Here is a 22,043-nt window from a genome sequence, read left to right as displayed (position 1 = left end):
GGCCTCTACGCTGGCGGGATGCGCGCGCTCCGGACCCTGCCCGCGAGCGCGGTCCTCGCCCTCGCCACCGCGCTGACCCTCGTCGGCTCCTGGATCCCCTCCTACTGGAACGACGAGGCCGCGACCCTCCGCCTGGCGCGGCTCCCGGTGGGGGAGCTCCTCGCCTTCGTGCAGGAGAAGGACGCGGTGCACCTGGTCTACGGCCTGCTGATGCACGGCTGGATCGCGATCGCCGGGGAGTCGGAGCTCGTGGTGCGGGCGCCGTCCGCTCTCGCCACGGGAGCGGCGGCGGTGGGCGTCGTCGTCCTGCTGCGATCGTTCGATCGGCCCCGGGCGGCACTCCTCGCCGCCGCGGTGCTCGTGCTGCTCCCGCGGTCCTCGTTCTCGGGGACCGAGGCGCGATCCTCCGCTCTGGCCACCGCGCTCGTGGTGGGAGCGGCGGTCCTCGTCGTGCGGGCGGCCCGCTCCGGAGGCGCCCTGCGCTGGACCGCGTTCGCGGTCGTCGCGGGTCTGGCGAACGCCGTGTTCCTCTACTCCGTGCTGGTGCTGCCGGCTCTCGTCGCTCTCGCCGCGGCCGCGGCGCCCCGGGGTGCCGTGCGGGCTCTCCCGGCGAGCGCCCTCTCGGCACTGGGCGCCGTGCCGGTGCTGCTCCTCGCCGCAGGGCAGAGCGGCCAGGTCGGCTGGCTCCGCTCGCAGCCCGTGACCGCGTTCACCGTCCTGGTCGAGCCGTTCTTCGGATCCGCGTGGTGGCTGGCCGGGATCGCCGTCGCGCTCCTCGCGGTCGCCGCGGTGCGGGGCGGCCTGCGCGGGCCGCTCCTGCCGGCCCTCGTCCTCTGGATCGTGCTGCCGACGGCGGTGCTGGTGCTCGGGACCCTCCTCGTCGAGCCGATGTTCACCCCCCGCTACCTCGCGTCGAGCACGCCGGCCCTCGCGGTCCTCCTCGGCCTCGCGCTCGACTCGTTCAGGGCCCGGACGGGCGTCGCCCTCCTCGCCCTGATCGCGGTGGCCGCCGTGCCGGTCCTGGTGCAGATGCGCACGGTCACCGGGAAGCCGGCCGGGCAGGATCTCCGCGGTCTGGCGGCCGCCGTCGAGGAGCGGGCCCGTCCGGGCGACGCCGTCCTCCTCGGCTCCTCCGGGACGGTCTCGCTCCGGCCCCGCCTGGCGCTCGCCGCCTACCCGGAGGCGTTCGCGGGCGTGGACGACGTCGCCCTCGCCGCTCCGTACGGGACGACGGGCACGTATTCGGACGTCCTGCTGGAGGGCGAGGCGCTGCACGCCGCGCTCGCCGGGGAGGACCGGGTCTGGCAGGCGCTGCCGGAGGGCGAGGCGGACACGGTGCTCGCGGAGGCGGGGTTCGTCGCGCGCGAGCGGATCCGGGTGCCGACGACCGTGCTGACGCTGTGGGAGCGTCCGGAGGGCCGCTGATCCGGAGCGCTCGGGGCGTCGCAGCCCCGGAGTGGAGAGACGCCGGAGTGCCCGGAGCCCCGTCGACGGGGAGCCGCTACCCTTGTCCCCGGCGCCGTCGCAGAGCGGTGGCGTCCGCGGAGCGAGGACCGCGCCACCGAGAGGACCCGAACGTGACGTTGCCCGAGACCACCACCACCGCCATCGCGAAGCGGAAGGGGCGCGACGTCGCCCCCGAGATCGCGCGCTCCTGGCTGCTGGTGAACGCCACCCGCACCGAGACGTTCGACGCCGCGCACGCGTCCCGCGCCGACCAGATCGTCCTCGACATCGAGGACGCGGTCGACCCCAAGGCGAAGCCCGACGCGCGGACCGACGTCGCGGAGTGGCTGACCGGCGAGAAGCGCGCCTGGGTCCGCATCAACGACCACTCCACCCCGTTCTGGTCCGACGACGTCGACGCGCTGAAGGGCCTGCCCGGCCTCGCCGGCGTCATGCTCGCCAAGACCGAGGCCGCTGAGCACGTCACCGAGACCTTCGACCGCCTCGGCGGCTCCACCCCGGTGCTCGCCCTGGTCGAGTCCGCCCTCGGCATCGAGGAGGCGGTCTCGATCGCCCGCGCCCGCGGCACCTTCCGCCTCGCGTTCGGCAGTGGCGACTACCGCCGCGACACCGGCACCAGCGCCGACGATCTCGCGATGGCCTACCCGCGCTCGCGCCTGGTCGTCGCCTCGCGCATCGGCGACCTGCCCGGCCCGATCGACGGCCCGACCGTTTCGAACAGCCACCCCGTGCTGCGCGAGCAGTCCGCGCTCACGGTCTCGCTCGGCCTCACCGGGAAGCTCTGCCTCGACACCGAGCAGCTCGCCGTGATCAACGAGGTCATCAGCCCGACGCCGTCCGACGTCGCCTGGGCCCGCGACTTCCTCGACGACTTCGAGGCCCGCGGCCGCGTCATCCGCGACGGCAGCGACCTGCCCCGGCTGGGCCGCGCCAAGAAGATCGACAAGCTGGCCACGGCGTTCGGCGTCAACCCGCTGTGATCCGTCGCGGGGAGGGCGCCTCCGCGGCACACTGAGGGAGCCGCGGAGACCCTCCCGCGCAGGACGGAGACTCCGATGGGCGCGGTCAGCACCTTCCTCTGGTTCGACGACGGCGCGGGGGAGGCGGCGCGCTTCTACACGGAGCTGGTGCCGAACTCGCGGATCACCGGAAGCCAGGTGCTGCCGGAGGGCTCCCCGTCGCCCGGCGAGGTGCTGTCGGTGACGTTCGAGCTCGACGGGCAGCGGTTCCAGGCGATCAACGCCGGGCCGCGGTTCCCGTTCACCGAGGCCGTCTCGATCATCGTGACCGTCGGCGGCCAGTCCGAGCTCGACCGGATGTGGGACGCCCTGATCGCGGACGGCGGCGAGGAGAGCCGGTGCGGCTGGCTCCGCGACCGCTGGGGGCTGTCCTGGCAGATCGTGCCGGAGGTCCTCCCGCGTCTGCTCGGAGGCGCCGACCCCGAGGCGTCCGCGCGCGCTCTGCAGGCGATGCTCGCGATGAGCCGCCTCGACATCGCGGAGCTGGAGCGGGCCCATGCCGGCACGTGACTCCGCCCGCCCGCGCCGCTCGACCTCGCTGCGGCGCGCGTACCTCCGCGACTACCGCTACGCCTACGGCTCGCGCTTCGTGCACCTGCGGGAGGGCTGGGACGTGTCGCGGTACGCGTCCGGCGACGGCGCTCCGGTGCTGCTCATCCCCGGGATCTACGAGACGTGGCAGTTCCTCCGGCCCGTCGCCGAGCGGCTGCACGCGGCGGGCCATCCGATCCACGTGCTGCCCGCGCTCGGCTACAACACGCGGCCGATCGTCGCGTCGGCCGGACTCGGCCAGGACTACCTGCGCGAGCACGATCTGCGCGGAGTCGTCGTCGTCGCGCACAGCAAGGGCGGCCTGATCGGCAAGCACATGATGGTCGTCGACGACCGCGAGGACGGGCGGATCGAGCGCATGATCGCCGTCTCGACCCCGTTCAACGGCTCGTCGCTCGCACGGATCGCCCCGGCGCGGGCGCTCCGGGAGTTCGCGCCCCACCGCCCGCTGATCCGCACCCTGCTGGCCGAGCGCGAGGCCGACGCGCGCATCACGTCGATCTACGGGATGCGCGACCAGTACATCCCCGGAGGGAGCCGCCTCGCCGGGGCGCGCGAGAACATCGCGGTCTCGGTGGTCGGCCACTTCGCGCTGCTCTCGAGCCCGAAGGTGCTCGACCTCATCGCGGCCCGGGTCTGAGGCCGGACCGGATCCGCTGGGCTCGCCGCCCGCGTGAGGCGCCTGCCGTGCGGCGCGACCTCGACCGGAGGACGGCCGCTTCAGCGACGGGCCGAGCCGCCCACCGCACTCAGGACCAGGGAGTGAGCAGCACGAGCGGGATCTGCCGCTCGGTCTTCGTCTGGTACTCGGCGTAGTCCGGCCACGCGGCGACCGCGCGCTCCCACCAGGTCGCGCGCAGATCGCCCTCGAGCACGCTCGCGGCGTAGTCCTTCTTCACGGGCCCGTCCTGCAGCTCGACGTGCGGCTCCTTGAGCATGTTGCCGTACCAGACGGGGTGCTCGGGCGCACCGCCCTTGGACGCGACGACCACGTACTCGCCCTCGTGCTCGACGCGCATCAGCGCGGTCTTGCGGAGCTTCCCGCTCTTCGAGCCGACGGTGGTCAGGACGATGATGGGGCGGCCGCGGAGGAGGTTCCCCTCGGCTCCGCCGGTCCGCTCGTAGAGCTCCGCCTGCTCGCCGGCCCACTCGGACGTGCTGGGTTCGTACTCTCCGGTCAGCGGCATGCCTCCGATCGTACGGCCGCGGCGGCCCCGGTGGCCGACCCGCGTGCAGGAGGATGGAGCAGTGTTCTCCGCAGACCCGTTCGACCGAGCCCGTATCGCCCTCCTGCGCGACGATCTGATCCGCGCCCGCTACGGCGTGGACGCCGTGCGGGGGCTCTGGGGCGACGAAGCGGCCGAGGCGCTGCACCGCGGCGACCGGGTCCCCGCCCGCCGCGCCCTCGAGCGCAGCGGCGACCACGACGCGCTGGCCACCCTCGCCCGCCTGTTCCTCCTGGCCGATCCCGTCTCGGCCGACGACGCGGACGAGGCGTTCGGCGCTCTCGCGCTGGAGGGGGCGGTGGAGCTCGGCCTGGTGCGCGTCGAGGCCGGAGCCGTCGTCACCGCGGCCCTCGACCTGCGCCCCTACGACGTGGTCGACCAGCGCGGCGCGGCCTCCTGGTGGATCGCCTCCGACCTCGGGGAGCTCGCCCTCGGCCGCGCCCTCGACGAGGACCACGTGCTCGGCGTCGGCGGCGCGAGCCTCACGCTGACCGGCCTGATGATCCAGCGGCCCGTCGGCCGCGTGCTCGACCTGGGGACCGGCTGCGGGATCCAGGCGCTGCACGCCTCCCGCCACGCCGAGCAGGTGGTCGCCACCGACATCTCCGAGCGCGCGCTCGCGCTCGCCTCCTTCACCGCGGCGCTCAACGGGATCGAGAACATCGAGTTCCGCCTCGGCAGCCTCTACGAGCCGGTCGCGGGGGAGCGCTTCGACCACATCGTCACGAACCCGCCGTTCGTCATCACGCCGCGAGCCGAGGGCGTCCCCTCCTACGAGTACCGCGACGGCGGGCTGGAGGGCGACGAGATCGTGCGCCGCGTGATCCTCGGAGCAGCCGAGCACCTGGTGCCCGGCGGTGTCGCGCAGCTCCTGGGGAACTGGGAGTACCGGGAGGGCGCGGACGCCTTCGACCGGATCGCGGACTGGCTCGCCGACGCCCGCAGCCCGCTGGAGCAGGCGCTCGAGGCGGGGCCCGAGGGGCTCGACGCCTGGATGGGCGGGACCGCCTCTCCGCTGGACGTCTGGGTCGTGGAGCGCGAGCGTCAGGATCCGGCGGTCTACGCCGAGACCTGGATCCGGGACGGCGGCACGACCCGCGGCCCCGCGTTCGACGCGCTGGTCGACGCCTGGCTGACCGACTTCGAGCGGCGCGGGGTGACCGGCGTCGGCTTCGGCTACGTCACGCTCCGCCTGCCCGAGCGGCCCCGCCCGCCGATCCGCCGCCTCGAGCGCATCACCACGCCGGTCGCGACCGCGGGCCTGGGCGGCCACCTCGCCGCCTGCCTCGACGCGGCCGAGGCCCTCGCGTCGATCGACGACCGCGCTCTGGCGGGTCTCGCCCTGGTCGTCGCCGGGGACGTCACGGAGGAGCGGCACTACTGGCCGGGCAACGACGATCCGACGGTGCTGCGGCTGCGCCAGGGCGGCGGGTTCGCCCGGGTCGAGGAGGTCGACACGGCGCTCGCCGCCGTGGTCGGCGCCTGCGACGGCGAGCTCTCGGTGGCGGCGATCGCGGCGGCGGTCGCCTCGCTCCTCCAGGTCGAGGAGGAGGCGGTGTCCGACTCGGTGCTGCCGCGGGTGCGCGAGCTGGTGGCGACGGGGCTGCTGCGGCTGCCCCAGGGGGAACGCGGCTAGAAGAGGGTGGCGGAGTCCTCGACGGGGGGCGCAGCGGCCGCGGCGGGCGCGGCGGCGGCCGTCGGCCATCCGGGTCCGGCGTCGACGGGCTGCCGGCGCTGGTAGGCGGTCGCGGCGCTCCGGGCGCGGACGTCGGCGGCCTCGTTCATCCGGTGGTTGGCGTGCCCCTTCACCCACTCGAAGGTGACGGCCCGGCCCTGCAGCTCCTCGTCGAGCGCCTTGATGATCTCGACGTTCATCACCGGCTTGCCGTCGGCCTTGCGCCAGCCCTTCCGCTTCCAGCCCGGCAGCCACTCGGTGCAGGCCTTGATGGCGTACTGGCTGTCGCAGAGGATGTGCAGCGGCTCCTCCTCCTGCGCGGTCGCGCGCAGCAGCTCGAGCACCGCGGTGAGCTCGCCGATGTTGTTCGTGCCGTGCGACCAGCCGCCCGCGGCCCAGCGCTCGTCGTCGACGTACCAGGCCCAGCCGGCGGGGCCGGGGTTGCCCAGTGCGGACCCGTCTGCGGCGGCGATGATGCTCACGTGCGTCTCTCCTCGTGCTCTCGGTGCTCGCGCCGGTGCGGCGCCCTCCGAGGGTAGTCGGCGGGCGGGGCGGTCCGCGGCGCGCGGCGCGGAGTCAGGCGGAGGAGGAGCGGCGCGCGATCGTCACGCGCGTCGAGTACGGCATCGCGACGGTCCCGCTCCCGCCCGACTCCTCGTCCACCACGGCGTCGACCGCCGCGAGGACCGCGGCGCGCTCCTCGTCGGGCATCGCGATGACGGAGCTGCGGGACGCGAACATGTCGCGCACCCCGGCTCGGTCCAGCTCGAAGGACCACTCGAAGGCCGCGAACGCCACCCGCTCGAGAGCGGAGCCGAGCGGCGGCCGGAGCGTCTCGAAGCGCTCGGCGGTGGAGGCTCCGGCGACCTCGCCGAGCCGGCGCACCCAGGGGACCGACTCGTCGCGGATGTTCCACACCAGCGCGAGCACGCCCTCCGGCACCAGGACGCGGGCGACTTCGGCTCCCGCGCGCTCGGCGTCGACCCAGTGCCACGACTGCGCGGCGGTGACGAGCTCCGCGGAGGCGTCCGCGGCGGGGATCGCCTCGGCCGTCCCCTCCTCGGGGCGGACCCCCGGCAGATTCGAGGCGAGCCGCGCGAGCATCTCCGCGTCGGGCTCGACCGCGGTCACGGCGAGGCCGCGGGACGCGAGCGACGCGGTGAACTTGCCCGTTCCCGCGCCGAGGTCCACGGCGCGCAGCCGATCGGAGGCGTCGGCTCCCGCCGCGCGGGCCCGCTCCGGGACGAAGGCGCCCGCCACCCGCGCGGGGGCGTGCCCCACGATCCAGTCGACGGCGTCGTCGGGGTAGCCGGGCCGCCCGCGGTCGTAGGCGTCGACCGCGCTGCCGAAGGAGCGTCCGAGGCCGCTCATCGCTTCTCCGCCGCTCGCGCGAGCACGTCCACCGCGTAGCCGTAGCCGGCGATGCCCGCGCCGACGATCACGGCGATCGCGACGTCCGATAGGTAGGAGTGCTGCCGGAACGGCTCACGCCGGTGCACGTTGCTCACGTGCACCTCGACCATCGGCAGCTCGGTCGCGAGGACGGCGTCGCGGATCGCGATCGACGTGTGCGTGTACGCCCCGGCGTTGAGCACCACTCCCGAGACGGAGCCGCGAGCCGCGTGCAGCCGGTCGACGATCGCGCCCTCCGAGCTGCTCTGGAAGGTCTCGACCGTGAAGCCGTGCCGCTCGGCCGCCTCCGCCGCCAGCGCCTCGGCGTCGACGAGGGTGTCCGAGCCGTAGAGCTCGGGCTCGCGGGTGCCGAGCAGGTTCAGGTTCGGGCCGTTGAGGACGAGGATCGGCAGCTTCACGCTCCGACCCTAGCGCCGGCCGTCCCCGCGAGCGGGAGCGGCGGCAGCGCCGCGCGCAGGAGGATCAGCTCGCGCGCATGGGCGTCCAGACGCCGGTCCTCCTCGGTCCGCAGCTCGAGAGGCGGGACCGGCTCGGCCGCCCCGTCGGCGCCCCGCACCACGAAGACGCTCCGGCACTGCGTGGTCAGCTCCAGCTCGCCGGTCCGCGGGTCCCCGGAGCGCACGTGCACCGCCAGGTGCATGCTCCGGGCGCTCGTGTGGATGAGGCGCGCCTCCACCTCGACGAGGTGCCCGATGCGCACCGGACGGTAGAAGTGGATCCCGCCGGAGTAGACGGCCACCGCGTCGCGGCCGGTCCAGCGCTGCGCGACCGCGTCGGCCGCCTCGTCGATCCAGCGCATCACGATCCCGCCGTGGGCGTTGCCGCCCCAGTTGACGTCGCCCGGCGCCGCGAGGAAGCGGAACACGATCCGCGGACCGGTGCCCTCCTCGGTGTACTCCTCGGCGCGCATCACGTCGTGCAGCCGTCGGCGGCCGTCGATGCGCGCGGCGGCGCCCTCGGCGAGGGACAGGTCCTCGATCGAGCGGGGCCGCCACTCCGGGACCGACCGCGGCCTCTTCTCGTCGTCGACGGCCACGAACACGAGGAGGCAGTGCGTGGCGTCCTCGTAGAGGCCGGTCCGCGGATCCGCCTGCGCGACCTGCACCAGCACGTGCATGCTCGTGCGCCCGGTGTGGATGACGCGGGCGGTCGCCTCGATCAGGTTGCCGACCGAGATGGGCCGGGTGAAGTGGACGTTGCCGACGTACGCCGTCACGCAGTAGCCGCCGCTCCAGCCCACGGCGCAGGCGTAGCCGGCCTTGTCTATCCATTCGAGGACGCGGCCGGCCTGGGCGCTGCGGCCGTCGGCGGTGGCGTCCTGCGGGGAGGCGAGGAAGCGGAGCGTGATGCGGTCGGTCATGGTGCCCGTCGTCGTGGGAGCGGAAGGGGGGAGTGGACCCGCGGGGGTGCGAGGAAAGGGGGATGATCCGCCCGCGGGCCACAGGGGTGTCCGGCAGGAGCCGGCTCGGTCAGGGGGATCAGGCCGCCAGCGGCAGCTTCTCGGCGAGGAGCCGGAGCCGCAGGGCCTGGAGCTCGGCGGACAGCTCGGGCGGCAGCCGGTCGCCGAACCGCGTGAAGAACTCCTCCGTGAGCGCGCACTCCTCCAGCCACGCCTCCACCGGGACGGAGAACAGCTCCTCCTTCTGGGCCGCGGAGAGCAGGAGCCCGTGCGTATTGATCGCGACCGGCAGGTCGCCGAGGGGGCTCCGCCGCGCCTCCGCCAGCCCCTCCAGGCGGCGGACGAGCCACTGCAGCACCCGCGCGTTCTCGCCGAAGCCGGGCCAGAGGAACTCGCCGTCCGCGTCCTTCCGGAACCAGTTGACCTGGAACACGGCCGGCGCCGCATCGCCGAGCTCGGCGCCGATCGCGAGCCAGTGCGCGAAGTAGTCGGCCATGTTGTAGCCGCAGAAGGGGAGCATCGCGAACGGATCGCGGCGCAGCTCCCCGACCGTGCCCTCCGCGGCCGCGGTCTTCTCGGAGGCGACGGTCGCACCCAGGAAGACGCCGTGCTGCCACGAGGTGGCCTGCGTGACCAGCGGGACGTTGCTCGCCCGTCGGCCACCGAAGACGATCGCGTCCAGCGGCACGCCCTCGTGGGCGTCCCAGTCGGCGGAGAGCGACGGGCACTGCGCGGCCGGCGCGGTGAAGCGGGAGTTGGGGTGCGCGGCGGGCGTGCCGGACGCCGGCGTCCACGGCTGCCCGCGCCAGTCGGTCAGCCGCTCCGGGACCTCGTCGGTCAGGCCCTCCCACCACACGTCGCCGTCCTCGCGGAGCGCGACGTTGGTGAAGATCGTGTTGCCCCAGAGCGTCTGCACGGCGTTCGGGTTCGAGGTCTCCCCGGTGCCGGGAGCGACGCCGAAGAAGCCCGTCTCGGGGTTCATCGCCCAGAGGCGTCCATCCTCCCCGCGGCGCATCCAGGTGATGTCGTCGCCCAGCGTCTCGACCCGCCAGCCGGGGATCGCGGGCTGCATCATCGCGAGGTTGGTCTTGCCGCACGCGCTCGGGAAGGCGGCGGCGACGTGGTAGCGCCGTCCCTCGGGCGAGACGATGCGGATCAGCAGCATGTGCTCGGCGAGCCAGCCCTCCTCGCGCCCCATCGCCGAGGCGATGCGCAGGGCGAAGCACTTCTTCGCCAGCAGGGCGTTGCCGCCGTAGCCGGAGCCGTACGAGACGATCTCGCGCGTCTCCGGGAACTGGGTGATGTACTTCACGGGGCTGCACGGCCAGGCGACGTCCTCGCGGGTGACGCCGTCCGCGTCGCGGAGGGGCAGCCCCACGGTGTGCACGCCGCGGACGAACGGGGTCTCCTCGGTGAAGGCGGCGAGCGGCTCGGAGCCCACGCGCGCCATGATCCGCAGGTTCAGCACCGCGTAGGCCGAGTCGGTGACCTGGACGCCCAGCTGCGAGAGCGGACCGCCGACGGGCCCCATCGAGAACGGGACGACGTACATCGTCCGTCCGCGCATCGCTCCGTCGAGGAGGGGAGCGAGCTCGGCCCTCATCGCGGCGGGCTCGCGCCAGTTGTTGGTCGGTCCCGCGTCGGCCTCGTCGGTCGTGCAGATGAAGGTGCGGTCCTCGACGCGGGCGACGTCGTCCGGGTCGGTGCGGGCCAGGAACGAGCCGGGCCGCCACTCCGGATTGAGCGGGAGGAGCGTGCCGGAGGCGACGAGCCGCTCGGTCAGGCGGTACCACTCCGCGGGGGAGCCGTCGCTCCACTCGATCGCGTCGGGCTGGAGGATCGCGGCGGTCTCGCGCACCCAGCGGCGGAGGGCGAGGGGCGCCGGCGGCACGACGGGCGCGGGGACGGACGTCGGCGCGGTCATGGTGCTCGGCTCGAGTCGGACGGTGTTGCTGTAGATGCTCATGCTGGCTCCGCTTTCGGTGGTCGTCGTCGACGGGGGTGGGGAGTCGCCGGCCGCAGCCGGGAAGAGGCCGGCCGGGCCGGGAGGGGCGCTCAGTGGCGCCTGAAGCCAGGATGGAGGAGGATCAGGAGGTATTCCCGGCGCTCAGGCGGTCAAGAAACCGCCTTTTTGCGCTTCCGTCACAACCGACCGCTGGAGCTCGCCGTGACCGATCCCTCGACACCCGCCCCGGGCTCCGACGCCGTGCTGCTCGGGCAGCGCCTGCGCCACTTCCGCACCCGGCGCGGACTGACCCTCGGGCAGCTCGCCGAGCGCGTCGACGTGTCGGGGAGCCAGCTCTCGCTGATCGAGACGGGCCGCCGCGAGCCGCGCCTCTCCCTCCTGCAGCGCCTCGCGGCCGCGCTCGGCGTCGAGCTGGCGGCGCTGCTCTCGGACGAGCCGCCGAGCGAGCGGGCCGCGCTCGAGATCGAGCTGGCGCGCGTGCAGAAGGGGTCGCTGTACCGCTCGCTCGGCCTGCCCGAGTTCAAGGTCAACAAGGGGCTGAGCACGCCCGTGCTGGAGGCGTTCCTCGGCGTCTACCGCGAGCTCGCCCGGCGACGGAGCGAGGCGAGTGCCACACCGGAGGAGGCGCGCCGGGCCAACACCGCCCAGCGGCTCCAGCTGCGCGAGCGCAGCTCCTACCTGCCCGAGATCGAGGAGGTGGCGGGCGAGATGCTCCGCACCGTCGGGCACCGCGGAGGAGCTCTGACCCACAGCTCCGTCTCGAAGATGGCCCGGCACCTCGGCTTCGAGATCATCCACGTCGGCGACCTGCCGCACTCCGCCCGCTCGGTGATCGACCTCGCGAACGGCAGGATCTACCTCCCGCCCGCCTCGATTCCCGGGGGGCACGGCCTGCGGGCGCTGGCGCTGCAGGCGATGGCGCACCGCCTCCTCGGGCACGAGCGGCCGGTGACCTACGCCGACTTCCTCCGCCAGCGCCTCGAGATCAACTACTTCGCCGCCGCGTGCCTGATGCCGCTGGAGCCGGCGGTCGCGTTCCTCCAGGAGGCGAAGCGCGAGCGGGACATCTCGGTGGAGGACTTCCGCGACGGCTTCGGCGTCACCCACGAGGCCGCCGCCCTGCGCTTCACGAACCTGCTCACCTCGCACCTCGACATCCGGATGCACTTCCTGCGGGTGCTGGGAGACGGCTCGATCCAGAAGGCCTACGAGAACGACGGGCTGCCGCTGCCGACCGACGTCACCGGGGCCGTCGAGGGCCAGGTGGTCTGCCGCTACTGGTCGGCGCGCTCCGCGTTCACCCGGACCAACCGGACGACGGAGTACTACCAGTACGTCGACACCCCGGCGGGCACCTTCTGGTCGGCGTCGCAGACCGGCACGACCGCCACCGAGGAGTTCTCGATCACCGTGGGCGTCCCGTTCGCCGAGGCCCGCTTCTTCCGAGGCCGCGACACCGACCGCCGCGAGCTCTCCCGCTGCCCCGACGAGTCCTGCTGCCGGCGCGCCCCGTCGGAGCTCGCCGCGCGCTGGGACGGCAACGCCTGGCCGAGCGCGCGCCTGCACGCGCACGTGCTCGCACCGCTGCCGTCAGGCACCTTCCCCGGCATCGACGACGCCGAGGTCTACGAGTTCCTCGACGCGCACGCCCGCGAGTCCTGACCCGCTCTCGCCTCACCCTTCCCCTTCCGCGAGATGCCACTTCGGTACGCCCGCACCGGCGTGTCGCGTACCGAAGTGGCATCTCGCGGAGGGGGCTGTGGAGAACTTCTGCGAGGGCAGGGGCGGGTCGGACATCCTCGGGGCATGGACAGCGGGCAGGCCGGGGTGACGGCGTCGAGGGACGGCACGACCAGGCGCGGGCTGGCGGCCGAGCACCCGGTCGTCGTGTTCCGCGGGGCGCGCGCAGCGGTGGAGCCGCTCACGTTCGACGAGCGGATCCGTGCGTACGGCGCGATCATGCGCCCCGGCGAGTTCTTCTCGCACGGCACGGCCGCGCATCTGCTCGGCCTGCCCGGTCCGCGTCCCGGCGCGACGACGCCGCTCCACGTGTCCGTCGCGCCGCCTCAGCGTGCCGCGCGCCGGATCGGTGTCCGCTCGCACCACCTCTGGGACCCCGCGGTGACGGTGATCGACGCGGGCTACCCGGTCGCCGACCCGGCGTCCACGTTCTGCCACCTGTCAGACTTGCTCTCCCTCGATGACCTGGTCGTCCTCGGTGACGCGATCGTCGGGCGCGACGAGGAGGGGAGACGGCGCGGATGGCGCATCGACCCGGAGGCGCTGACCTCTCGTGCGGTCTCGTTCCGAGGCCGCGGCGGGCGGCGGGCCCGCGAGGCGGTGACCTGGGTGCGTGCCGGCGCGGAGTCTCCGATGGAGACGCTGCTGCGCCTCCTGCTCCTGCGGGCCGGACTTCCAGAACCGGAGCTGAACAGCGAGCTGTACGACGACGAGGGCCGGTTCGTCGCGCGGGTGGACATCGTCTACCGGGACCGCCGGGTCGTGGTCGAGTACGACGGCGACCAGCACCGCACGGACCGCGACCAGTACGAGCGCGACATCCGGCGCATCGAGGCCATCGAGGCCCTCGGCTACCGGGTCGTCCGCGTGCGCTCTTCCGGCGTGCTCCTCGATCCCGAGGAGACCGTCGCCCGCGTGCGTCGGGCCCTGCTCGGCTGAGCCCCGCGAGATGCCACTTCGGTACGCCCGCGTCGGCGTGTCGCGTACCGAAGTGGCATCTCGCGGCGGGGGAGGGGGAGGGGAGCGCGGACGTCAGTCCGAGATGAGGGCGCGGGCCGTGCCCTCATCGAGGATGAGGTCGGTGATCAGGCCCGCGGCGAGGGCGCCGCGGAGGCCGGGCAGCTTGGAGGCCCCCGAGACCACGCAGATCCGGCGCGACGCGCGGCGCACGGTGGAGAGGTCCGGACCGCTTGCACGTTCGTTCATGGGGATGTCGTCCCAGCTGCCGTCGGACCGGTAGAACACCGTCGCGACGTCGCCGACGACCCCGGAGCCGCTGAGCGAGGTGAAGTCGCTCGGCTCCAGGTAGCCGCCGATGTAGACCTTCGAGGGGACCGCCGCGAACGGCGACCCGAGCCCGAACAGCGCCACGTCCATCCGCTGCTGCAGCTCCAGGACCCGTCGGGTGGAGCGCTCGCGCCACACCGCCTGCTTGGTGGTCGGGTCGTCGAAGAACGCCGGCACCGGGAACTGCTGGACCTTCGCCGCGTAGGCGTCACCGAAGCGGCGGAGGATCTCGCTCGAGTAGTTGATGCCCGTGGTCTCGGTGTTGCCGGCGCCGTTCAGCTGCACGATCTGCGTGTTGTGCGTCTCCTTGGCGATCAGGTGGCGGCTGATCGCGCTCATCGTGGAGCCCCAGGCGATGCCGACGATCATGTTCGAGTCGATGAACTGCCCGAGGATCCTCGCTGCGGACAGGGCGACCCGCTCGAGCCGGTCGATCTCGCTGGTGTGGTCCGGCACCGGCACGATGTGCGCCGTGATGTCGAAGTGGGACCGCACCTCGGCCGAGAGGGCGCTCGCCCGGTCGAGGGGGGAGCGGATCTGGATGTCGACCAGGCCGGTCGCGCGGGCGTGCGAGAGCAGGCGCGAGACGGAGGAGCGCGACGTGTGCAGCTCGTGCGCGATCGCGTCCATCGTCAGATCCTGCATGTAGTACAGCTGGGCCGCACGCAGCGCGTCCCGCGTCTTGTCGGGATGGGTCGCGTGGGTCGTCTCGTCGAGTTCGACGACCGGTCTCACCGGGGTCATAGCGCTCCCTGCACGGATTTCCACCCGTCTTGACCGGATGTGTTGTCGGGTCAAGGATGACTGTATTCCTCCGCGAAATCAATCGGTCATCTCCCCGGTGCACGCTGGTGCGGAGGCCTCGACGACACCCCTACGACACGAAGGCGAGTACGAAGTGGCACAGTCCGACGGAACTCCCGGAAACTCCGCTCTGCGCGAGAGCGTCGCTGCTCTCCGCGACAACCCCCGCGCCACGGTCCTGGTCATCGGCGGTGGCATCAACGGCATCGGGACCTTCCGCGAGCTCGCGCTCAACGGCGTCGACGTCGCCCTCGTCGAGCGCGGCGACTACGTCTCCGGTGCCTCGAGCGCCTCGAGCCACATGATCCACGGCGGCATCCGCTACCTCGAGAACGGCGAGTTCCGACTCGTCAACGAGGGCGTGCACGAGCGCAACGGCCTGCTGAAGATCGCTCCCCATTACGTGAAGCCGCTGCAGACGACGATCCCGATCTACTCGACGTTCTCGGGCATCCTCGCGGCTCCGCTGCGCTTCCTGACCCACAAGTCGGGCAAGCCGCAGGAGCGCGGTGCGCTGCTGATCAAGGTCGGCCTCACGATGTACGACTTCTTCTCCCGCGACGGCGGCACGGTCCCGCGCCACCAGTTCCACGGGCGCAAGCGCTCGCTGAGCGAGCTCCCCAAGCTCGACCCGAAGATCAAGTACACCGCCACCTACTTCGACGCCTCCGTGCACGAGCCCGAGCGCCTCGCGCTCGACGTGCTCCACGACGCGCTGATCGGCGGCAGGAAGGCCCGCGCGGCCAACTACGTCGAGGCCGTCGGCGCCGACGAGAAGGGCGTCGTCCTCCGTGACCGCGAGTCCGGCGAGGAGTTCACCTTCGCGGCGGACGTCGTCGTCAACGTCTCCGGACCGTGGACCGACTTCACCAACACGGCCCTCGGCACGTCCACGAAATTCATGGGCGGCACCAAGGGCTCGCACATCGTGCTCGACAACCCCGAGCTGGTCGAGGCCTGCGAGGGTCGCGAGATGTTCTTCGAGCACAGCGACGGACGCATCGTCCTCATCTACCCGCTCAAGGGCCGCGTGATGGTCGGCACGACCGACATCGACGCCGACCCCACGAAGCCGGCGGTGTGCACGGAGGAGGAGATCGACTACTTCTTCGAGCTCGTCAACCACGTCTTCCCGGCCATCCGCGTGGACCGTTCGCAGATCGTCTTCAAGTTCTCCGGCATCCGCCCGCTGCCCCGCCACGACGACGAGGCCCCGGGCTTCGTCTCCCGCGACTACCGCATCGAGCCCTCGACGCTCCCCGGCAACGGCTCGCCCGTGCTCAGCCTGGTCGGCGGCAAGTGGACGACGTTCCGCGCCCTGTCGGAGCACCTCTCGAACGAGGTCTTCAAGCGGATCGGCGTGACCCGTCGCGTCTCCACCGTGAAGACCCCCATCGGAGGCGGCAAGGGCTTCCCGCGCACCGACGCGTCCCGCGCGCAGTGGATCAGCCAGCACCGCTCCGGGCTCTCCTCGGCCCGCACGGGCCAGCTGCTCGAGCGCTACGGCACCCGCGCGCAGGAGGTCATCGAGGCCCTGGCCGACGGACACGACGAGGCGCTCGACTTCGACAAGGACTTCACCACCGGTGAGATCCGCTACCTCGCCCAGCGCGAGAGCGTGGTGCACCTCATCGACCTGGTGATGCGCCGCACCAACCACGCCTTCACGGGCGGCCTGAGCCGCGAGCTCCTCGAGGAGCTCGCCGAGCACACGGGCGCCGTGCTGGGCTGGGACGACGCCGCCCGCGCGTCGGAGGTCGACGCGACCATTGCGCACCTCAAGGAGTACAACGGCGTCGACGTCGGGGGCACCTCGGTGCAGACCCCGACGGCCGTGCCCGCCTCCTGATCGGCGATCAGGCGCGGATCGACGGAAGCCCCGGACCGAGGATCACCTCGACCGGGGCTTCCGTCGTGACAACGCACAAACGTGCACGCGCCGTTCCTTGTCGCTAGGACAGGGCGCCGATAACTTCACACCGTCGGGCATCGAAGCCCGCCGCGGATGCCTGTGCGCGTCCGTCTTACGAAAAGGAAAAGGTCAACGTGGACAATCTCGGAGTGGTCTTCCTCGCCGAAGTCGTGGGAACGGCCATGCTCGTGCTCCTCGGCTGCGGTGTCGTCGCCAACGTCGCGCTCGTGAAGAGCAAGGGTCTCAACGGCGGAACCCTCATGGTCAACATCGGCTGGGGCTTCGCGGTCTTCGCCGGTGTGATCGTCTCGTACAACTCGGGGGCGCACCTCAACCCCGCCGTCACCCTGGGCCTCGTCGCGAGCGGAGCGACCGAGTTCGGTTCCGGCGTGCCCGTCAACATCGTCTCGATCCTCGTCTACATCCTCGCCCAGATGATCGGTGCGATCCTCGGTGCCGTCTTCTGCTGGCTCGCCTACAAGCAGCACTTCGACGAGGAGCCCGACGCGGCCAACAAGCTCGGCGTCTTCTCGACCGGCCCGGCGATCCGCTCGTACGGCTGGAACTTCGCCACCGAGGTCATCGGCACCTTCGTCCTCGTCTTCGTCGTCATCGGCTTCGGCGGCGGACGTCAGGGCGACGGCGGTCTGGCCGCGCTCGGCGCGCTGCCCGTCGCCATCCTGGTGATCGCGATCGGCGCCTCCCTCGGCGGCCCGACCGGCTACGCCATCAACCCCGCCCGCGACCTCGGCCCCCGCATCGCGCACGCGCTGCTGCCGATCAAGGGCAAGGGCTCGAGCGACTGGAGCTACGCCTGGGTGCCCGTCGCCGGCCCGATCGTCGGTGGAGTGCTCGCGGGCCTCGCCTCGCTCGTGCTGCTCCCGGTCCTCTAGACCGCCGCGCTTCCTTTCACCCCCGTTACGAAGGAGTAATCATTCATGGCTGACTACGTCATCGCTATCGACCAGGGGACCACGTCGTCCCGCGCGATCATCTTCGACAAGAAGGGATCGATCGTCTCCACCGGCCAGAAGGAGCACGAGCAGATCTTCCCGCGCGCCGGCTGGGTCGAGCACGACCCGATCGAGATCTGGAACAACGTCCGCGAGGTGATCGGCCAGGCTCTCTCCCGCGCCGACCTGACCCGCCACGACATCGCCTCCGTTGGCATCACCAACCAGCGCGAGACCGCTGTCGTCTGGGACAGGACGACCGGCAAGCCCGTCTACAACGCCATCGTCTGGCAGGACACCCGGACCCAGTCGATCGTCGACCGCCTCGCGGGCGACGAGGGCGCTGACCGCTTCAAGTCGATCGTGGGCCTCCCGCTCGCGACCTACTTCTCCGGCACCAAGATCGTCTGGATCCTCGAGAACGTCGAGGGTGCTCGCGAGAAGGCCGAGGCGGGCGACCTGATCTTCGGCACGACGGACACCTGGGTCCTCTGGAACCTGACCGGCGGCGTCGACGGCGGCGTCCACAAGACCGACGTCACCAACGCCTCCCGCACCCTGTTCCTCGACCTCGAGACCCTCGAGTGGCGCGACGACATCCTCGAGGCCTTCGGGGTCCCGAAGTCGATGCTCCCCGAGGTCTGCTCCTCCTCCGAGGTCTACGGCCACGTCGAGTCGTCGTCGCTGCTGCGCGAGGTCCCGATCGCCGGCATCCTCGGCGACCAGCAGGCCGCGACCTTCGGCCAGGCGGCGTTCGACCCGGGCGAGGCGAAGAACACCTACGGCACCGGCAACTTCCTGATCTTCAACACGGGCACCGAGATCGTCCACTCGAAGAACGGTCTGCTCACCACCATCGGCTACAAGCTCGGCGACGGCGAGGTGCACTACGCGCTCGAGGGCTCGATCGCGGTCTCCGGCTCGCTGATCCAGTGGCTGCGCGACAACCTGGGCCTCATCGGCTCGGCCCCCGAGGTCGAGGCGCTGGCCGCCACGGTCGAGGACAACGGAGGCGCGTACTTCGTGCCCGCCTTCTCGGGTCTGTTCGCCCCCTACTGGCGCTCCGACGCACGCGGAGCCCTCGTCGGCCTCACCCGCTACGTCAACAAGGGCCACATCGCCCGCGCCGCGCTCGAGGCGACCGCCTTCCAGACCCGCGAGGTCCTGGACGCGGTCAACGCCGACTCCGGCGTCCCCCTGCAGGAGCTCAAGGTCGATGGCGGCATGATCGCCAACAACCTGCTCATGCAGTTCCAGGCCGACATCCTCGGCGTCCCGGTCGTCCGACCGGTCGTCGCGGAGACCACCGCGCTCGGAGCGGCCTACGCGGCCGGTCTCGCGGTCGGGTTCTGGGAGAACCTCGACGACCTGCGCCAGAACTGGCAGGAGGACTCGCGCTGGACCCCGCAGATGGACCAGGACGAGGCCGCCCGCCAGTACCGCCTCTGGAAGAAGGCCGTCACCAAGACCTTCGACTGGATCGACGAGGACGTGCAGTAGCCTCCTCCGCGGCAGTCCCTGCCTGCCGCGGCGCGGTCGGCTCATCGAGGTGGTCGCGTCTCGGGGAGCGGGTTCCGTCCGGTTAGGGGACAACGCTGACACGCGTCCTCCCCGTTCGCCTTGCGCGACGAGCGGATGATGTGCGTCCGTTCACGGTGAAGCGCCCTGTCCGACCCTCGGGTCGGGTGGGGCGCTTCGTCGTTCCGATGACGGCGCAGGGGGTCTCGCAACGGGGTGGTTCGGGGACACCCGTGCTGGTCGAGTGGTCGCCGCAGACGGCTCATCGAGACCCGGCAATTCGGACCTGCATGCTGGTCGCGTAGTCGCTGCAGGCGGCTTATCGAGACCCGGACCGGGTGAGGCCTCAGTCCGCCGACAGCCCCAGCTGCGCGTCCAGCGCATCCAGGGAGTCGATCCGGCGCACGCCCAGCTCGACCGCCTCGGGCGGCAGCACGCGGCCGTGCTCGGGACCGCCGACGCGGTCGAGCCAGACGCCGCGCAGGCCCGCAGCGGCCGCTCCGACGGCGTCGGTGCCGAGCCGGTCGCCGACGTAGAGGGCCTCCTCCGGAGAGACCCCGAACCGCTCGCAGGCGATCGCGAAGATCCGCGCGTCCGGCTTGGCGACGCCGACGTCGCCGGAGGCGATCACGTGCTCGAAGCGACCGGAGAGGCCCGTGCCCTCGATCTTCCCCCGCTGGAAGTCGAGCACGCCGTTGGTGATGACGCCGAGGCGGACTCCGGCGGCGTCGAGCCGGTCGAGGACGGGCAGCGCGTCGTCGTGGAGGGTCCAGGCGGCGACGTAGTGCTCGAGGTACCCGCGGAACCAGGAGCTCGCCTCCTCGGGAGTCAGCCCGACTCCGGCCTCCGCGGCGAAGTCCGTGGCGCGCGCCCGGCGCTGGCCCTCGTAGTCGAGCTCGCCCGCGAGGTAGCGGTGGTAGTGCTCCTCCTCGAGCAGGTGCCAGCGGCGCTGCACGTCGGCCGGCTCGCCGGCGTAGGCGGCGCCGAGCGAGGCGGCGTACGCGACGATCCCCTCCCGCACAGCGCGGGCATGGGCGAAGAGGGTGTCGTCGAGGTCGAAGAGCGCGAGCCGCAGCACGGCCGCCTCAGCGGACGCGGCGGAGGAGGCCGACGGAGTCGTAGACGGCGGCGAGCGTGCGCTCCGCGGTCTCGGACGCGCGGTCGGCGGCGAGGGAGAGGACCCGGTCGAGCTCGGCCGGGTCGGCGAGCAGCTCCGCGGTCCGCGCTCGGATCGGGTCGAAGGTGGCGGCGACCACCTCGACGAGGCCCTTCTTGAGGTCCCCGTAGCCGCGGCCCGCGTACTCCTGCTCCAGCGACTCGACGGAGCGGTCGGCGAGGACCGAGTAGATCGTCAGCAGGTTCGAGACGCCGGGCTTCGCCGCCCGGTCGAAGCGCACCTCCGACTCGGTGTCCGTCACGGCGCGCATGATCTTCTTCGCGGTCGCCTTCGGCTCGTCGAGCACGCTGAGCAGGCCCGCGTCCGACTCCGCCGACTTCGACATCTTGGCGCCCGGGTTCTGCAGGTCGAAGATCTTCGCGGTCTCGCGCACGATGTGGGGCTCCGGCACGGCGAAGGTCTCGCCGAAGCGCGAGTTGAAGCGCGCGGCGAGATCGCGGGTGAGCTCCAGGTGCTGGCGCTGGTCCTCGCCGACCGGCACCGCGTCCGTCTGGTACAGCAGGATGTCGGCCGCCATCAGGATCGGGTAGGTGAACAGGCCCACCGAGGCGGCCTCGGCGCCCTGCTTCGCCGACTTGTCCTTGAACTGCGTCATCCGGCTGGCCTCGCCGAAGCCGGTCAGGGTGTTGAGGACCCAGGCGAGCTCGGCGTGAGCGGGCACGTGGGACTGGATGAAGAGGGTCGAGCGCGCGGGGTCGATGCCCGCGGCGATGTACTGCGCGGCGGTCGCGCGAGTGCGCTCGCGGAGCTGCTGCGGATCCTGCGGGACCGTGATCGCGTGCAGGTCGACGACGCAGAAGTAGGCGTCGAAGTCCTCCTGCATCGCGACCCACTGGGTCAGCGCGCCGATGTAGTTGCCGAGGTGCAGCGACCCGGAGGAGGGCTGCATGCCGGAGAAGATGACGGGCTTGGCGCCCGGGGTGCTGGGAGTCATGGGTGGCCTCGAGGGGTCGGTTCGCGGGGGAGAGGGTCAGAGCTCGTAGTCGACGACCACGGGGGAGTGGTCGGACCAGCGGGTGTCGTAGGAGGCGGCGCGGTCGACCTCGTAGCTGCGGGCGAGGTCGGCGAGCGCGGGCGTGGCGAGCTGGTAGTCGAGGCGCCAGCCGGTGTCGGTGTCGAAGGCCTGGCCGCGCTGCGACCACCACGTGTACGGTCCGGGCACCTCGCCCGCGAACCGGCGGCCGAGGTCGACCCAGCCCAGTCCGGCACCGGCGTTGTAGTCCGGGTCGCCCTCGGCGCCGACGAAGCGGTCGACGTAGGCCCGCTCCTCCGGGAGGAAGCCGGCCTTCTTGACGTTGCCCTTCCAGTTCTTGATGTCGAGCGTGCGGTGGCCGACGTTGAGGTCGCCCATCACCACGGCGAGCTCGCTGTGCGCCCGGATCTCGGGCAGGCGCGACTCCATCGCGTCGAGGAAGCGGTACTTCTCGACCTGCTTGGGAGTGCCGACCTCGCCGGAGTGGACGTAGGTGGAGACGACGGTGAGCGAGCGGCCGCCGACCTCGTAGTCGGCCTCGAGCCAGCGTCCGGCCGAGTCGAAGTCGTCGGCGCCGAAGGTCACTCGGTGGATCGTGGCGCGCCTGCGCGAGGCGAGAGCGACTCCGGCGCGCCCCTTGGCGGTCGCCTCGTCGTGCAGCACGTCCCACTCGTCCCCGAGGAGCCCCGTGAGGTCGTCCGTGGAGGCGCGGACCTCCTGCAGGGCCAGGACGTCGACGTCGCGCGCGGCGAGCCAGTCGCCCATCCCCTTGCGGTAGGCGGCGCGGACGCCGTTGACGTTGACGGAGGCGATGCGGAGGGTGCTGCGAGTCACCGGAGCAGTCTATTCGGAGCCGCGGAGCGGGCCGCCCGGCAGCGCTCGCACCCCGGAACGCGGAAGCCGGCGGCCGCCTCGCGCGACTCCCTCGGAGAGGGGGAGGAGCGCGGAGGCGACCGCCGGCG

At 72.4% G+C, this 22,043-nt stretch carries 20 protein-coding genes; 10 read left to right on the top strand and 10 right to left on the bottom strand.

The window, feature by feature from the left end; genetic code table 11:
- Window positions 1-18 precede the first annotated feature (18 nt).
- The 4 genes from GSU40_RS11600 to GSU40_RS11585 all read left to right on the top strand — a co-directional run bounded on the left by GSU40_RS11600 (window position 19) and on the right by GSU40_RS11585 (window position 3,678).
- Complete coding sequence (locus GSU40_RS11600; RefSeq protein WP_160035062.1) at window positions 19-1,425, top strand: glycosyltransferase family 39 protein; 1,407 nt, start codon at window positions 19-21, stop codon at window positions 1,423-1,425.
- 158 nt (window positions 1,426-1,583) lie between these two features.
- Window positions 1,584-2,447: a CoA ester lyase gene (locus tag GSU40_RS11595; protein ID WP_208543400.1), complete on the top strand. Its 864-nt coding sequence runs from the start codon at window positions 1,584-1,586 to the stop codon at window positions 2,445-2,447.
- Between the two features lie 75 nt (window positions 2,448-2,522).
- Window positions 2,523-2,996, top strand: a complete 474-nt coding sequence (locus GSU40_RS11590) for a VOC family protein (RefSeq protein WP_160035060.1) — start codon at window positions 2,523-2,525, stop codon at window positions 2,994-2,996.
- Window positions 2,983-3,678: an alpha/beta hydrolase gene (locus tag GSU40_RS11585; RefSeq protein ID WP_160035058.1), complete on the top strand. Its 696-nt coding sequence runs from the start codon at window positions 2,983-2,985 to the stop codon at window positions 3,676-3,678. Before GSU40_RS11590 ends, GSU40_RS11585 begins: the two co-directional genes overlap by 14 nt.
- Before the next feature lie 109 nt (window positions 3,679-3,787).
- Here the strand turns inward: GSU40_RS11585 and GSU40_RS11580 are convergent, their stop codons facing one another.
- On the bottom strand, window positions 3,788-4,225 hold the full coding sequence (locus GSU40_RS11580) for a nitroreductase family deazaflavin-dependent oxidoreductase (protein WP_160035056.1): 438 nt from the start codon (window positions 4,223-4,225) through the stop codon (window positions 3,788-3,790).
- A 61-nt stretch (window positions 4,226-4,286) separates the two neighbouring features.
- Between GSU40_RS11580 and GSU40_RS11575 the strand changes: the two genes are divergently transcribed.
- A complete protein-coding gene (locus GSU40_RS11575; RefSeq protein ID WP_244229471.1) occupies window positions 4,287-5,900 on the top strand; it encodes a methyltransferase in 1,614 nt (537 codons plus the stop codon).
- Here the strand turns inward: GSU40_RS11575 and GSU40_RS11570 are convergent.
- From GSU40_RS11570 to GSU40_RS11550, 5 genes are all read right to left on the bottom strand, one after another.
- The gene (locus GSU40_RS11570) at window positions 5,897-6,421 is read right to left on the bottom strand and encodes a ribonuclease H (RefSeq protein ID WP_104223203.1); all 525 of its coding nucleotides are present in this window, start codon (window positions 6,419-6,421) and stop codon (window positions 5,897-5,899) included. The genes GSU40_RS11575 and GSU40_RS11570 overlap by 4 nt on opposite strands.
- A 94-nt stretch (window positions 6,422-6,515) precedes the next feature.
- Window positions 6,516-7,310, bottom strand: a complete 795-nt coding sequence (locus tag GSU40_RS11565) for a class I SAM-dependent methyltransferase (RefSeq protein ID WP_104337272.1) — start codon at window positions 7,308-7,310, stop codon at window positions 6,516-6,518.
- Complete coding sequence (gene aroQ, locus GSU40_RS11560) at window positions 7,307-7,750, bottom strand: type II 3-dehydroquinate dehydratase (protein WP_104226430.1); 444 nt, start codon at window positions 7,748-7,750, stop codon at window positions 7,307-7,309. Before aroQ ends, GSU40_RS11565 begins: the two co-directional genes overlap by 4 nt.
- Window positions 7,747-8,712, bottom strand: a complete 966-nt coding sequence (locus tag GSU40_RS11555) for a hotdog domain-containing protein (protein ID WP_160035052.1) — start codon at window positions 8,710-8,712, stop codon at window positions 7,747-7,749. The genes aroQ and GSU40_RS11555 overlap by 4 nt, the downstream gene beginning before the upstream one ends.
- A gap of 118 nt (window positions 8,713-8,830) precedes the next feature.
- Window positions 8,831-10,675 (bottom strand): phosphoenolpyruvate carboxykinase (GTP), encoded by a 1,845-nt coding sequence (locus tag GSU40_RS11550; protein ID WP_160036223.1) that lies wholly within the window; start codon window positions 10,673-10,675, stop codon window positions 8,831-8,833.
- Between the two features lie 243 nt (window positions 10,676-10,918).
- On the opposite strand from GSU40_RS11550, the gene GSU40_RS11545 reads away from it, so the two are divergent.
- Window positions 10,919-12,379, top strand: a complete 1,461-nt coding sequence (locus GSU40_RS11545; RefSeq protein WP_104223199.1) for an XRE family transcriptional regulator — start codon at window positions 10,919-10,921, stop codon at window positions 12,377-12,379.
- Window positions 12,380-12,523: 144 nt separating this feature from the next.
- A complete protein-coding gene (locus GSU40_RS11540) occupies window positions 12,524-13,396 on the top strand; it encodes a DUF559 domain-containing protein (RefSeq protein ID WP_160035050.1) in 873 nt (290 codons plus the stop codon).
- 93 nt (window positions 13,397-13,489) lie between these two features.
- Here the strand turns inward: GSU40_RS11540 and GSU40_RS11535 are convergent, their stop codons facing one another.
- Window positions 13,490-14,488 carry a sugar-binding domain-containing protein gene (locus tag GSU40_RS11535; RefSeq protein WP_104223198.1) on the bottom strand — a complete coding sequence of 333 codons (999 nt, stop codon included), beginning with the start codon at window positions 14,486-14,488 and terminating at the stop codon, window positions 13,490-13,492.
- Window positions 14,489-14,642: 154 nt separating this feature from the next.
- Between GSU40_RS11535 and GSU40_RS11530 the strand changes: the two genes are divergently transcribed.
- The 3 genes from GSU40_RS11530 (at window position 14,643) to glpK (ending at window position 18,913) form a co-directional block, all read left to right on the top strand.
- On the top strand, window positions 14,643-16,397 hold the full coding sequence (locus GSU40_RS11530) for a glycerol-3-phosphate dehydrogenase/oxidase (RefSeq protein ID WP_244229470.1): 1,755 nt from the start codon (window positions 14,643-14,645) through the stop codon (window positions 16,395-16,397).
- Between the two features lie 197 nt (window positions 16,398-16,594).
- A complete protein-coding gene (locus tag GSU40_RS11525; protein ID WP_160035046.1) occupies window positions 16,595-17,353 on the top strand; it encodes an MIP/aquaporin family protein in 759 nt (252 codons plus the stop codon).
- Between the two features lie 45 nt (window positions 17,354-17,398).
- Entirely contained in the window at window positions 17,399-18,913 is a 1,515-nt protein-coding gene (gene glpK / locus GSU40_RS11520) for a glycerol kinase GlpK (RefSeq protein ID WP_160035044.1), read from the top strand.
- 364 nt (window positions 18,914-19,277) lie between these two features.
- Here the strand turns inward: glpK and GSU40_RS11515 are convergent, their stop codons facing one another.
- From GSU40_RS11515 to GSU40_RS11505, 3 genes are read right to left on the bottom strand one after another with little or no spacing between them, the layout of a single operon-like run.
- Window positions 19,278-20,009: an HAD family hydrolase gene (locus tag GSU40_RS11515; protein WP_160035042.1), complete on the bottom strand. Its 732-nt coding sequence runs from the start codon at window positions 20,007-20,009 to the stop codon at window positions 19,278-19,280.
- Between the two features lie 7 nt (window positions 20,010-20,016).
- Window positions 20,017-21,042: a tryptophan--tRNA ligase gene (gene trpS, locus GSU40_RS11510; RefSeq protein WP_104232840.1), complete on the bottom strand. Its 1,026-nt coding sequence runs from the start codon at window positions 21,040-21,042 to the stop codon at window positions 20,017-20,019.
- A 36-nt stretch (window positions 21,043-21,078) separates the two neighbouring features.
- Window positions 21,079-21,915: an exodeoxyribonuclease III gene (locus GSU40_RS11505; RefSeq protein ID WP_104329322.1), complete on the bottom strand. Its 837-nt coding sequence runs from the start codon at window positions 21,913-21,915 to the stop codon at window positions 21,079-21,081.
- Window positions 21,916-22,043: the final 128 nt, after the last annotated feature.

It is taken from the genome of Rathayibacter sp. VKM Ac-2805 (assembly GCF_009834265.1).
GTDB lineage: Bacteria > Actinomycetota > Actinomycetes > Actinomycetales > Microbacteriaceae > Rathayibacter.
This window is presented reverse-complemented; position numbering and strand designations above follow the sequence as displayed.

Bases quoted from the DNA above. Each gene is read 5' to 3' on its own strand.
- GSU40_RS11600 (WP_160035062.1), top strand. From the start codon at position 19: ATGCGCGCGCTCCGGACCCTGCCCGCGAGCGCGGTCCTCGCCCTCGCC.
- GSU40_RS11590 (WP_160035060.1), top strand. From the start codon at position 2,523: ATGGGCGCGGTCAGCACCTTCCTCTGGTTCGACGACGGCGCGGGGGAG.
- GSU40_RS11585 (WP_160035058.1), top strand. From the start codon at position 2,983: ATGCCGGCACGTGACTCCGCCCGCCCGCGCCGCTCGACCTCGCTGCGG.
- GSU40_RS11580 (WP_160035056.1), bottom strand. From the start codon at position 4,225: ATGCCGCTGACCGGAGAGTACGAACCCAGCACGTCCGAGTGGGCCGGC.
- GSU40_RS11565 (WP_104337272.1), bottom strand. From the start codon at position 7,310: ATGAGCGGCCTCGGACGCTCCTTCGGCAGCGCGGTCGACGCCTACGAC.
- GSU40_RS11555 (WP_160035052.1), bottom strand. From the start codon at position 8,712: ATGACCGACCGCATCACGCTCCGCTTCCTCGCCTCCCCGCAGGACGCC.
- GSU40_RS11550 (WP_160036223.1), bottom strand. From the start codon at position 10,675: ATGACCGCGCCGACGTCCGTCCCCGCGCCCGTCGTGCCGCCGGCGCCC.
- GSU40_RS11540 (WP_160035050.1), top strand. From the start codon at position 12,524: ATGGACAGCGGGCAGGCCGGGGTGACGGCGTCGAGGGACGGCACGACC.
- GSU40_RS11535 (WP_104223198.1), bottom strand. From the start codon at position 14,488: ATGACCCCGGTGAGACCGGTCGTCGAACTCGACGAGACGACCCACGCG.
- glpK (WP_160035044.1), top strand. From the start codon at position 17,399: ATGGCTGACTACGTCATCGCTATCGACCAGGGGACCACGTCGTCCCGC.
- trpS (WP_104232840.1), bottom strand. From the start codon at position 21,042: ATGACTCCCAGCACCCCGGGCGCCAAGCCCGTCATCTTCTCCGGCATG.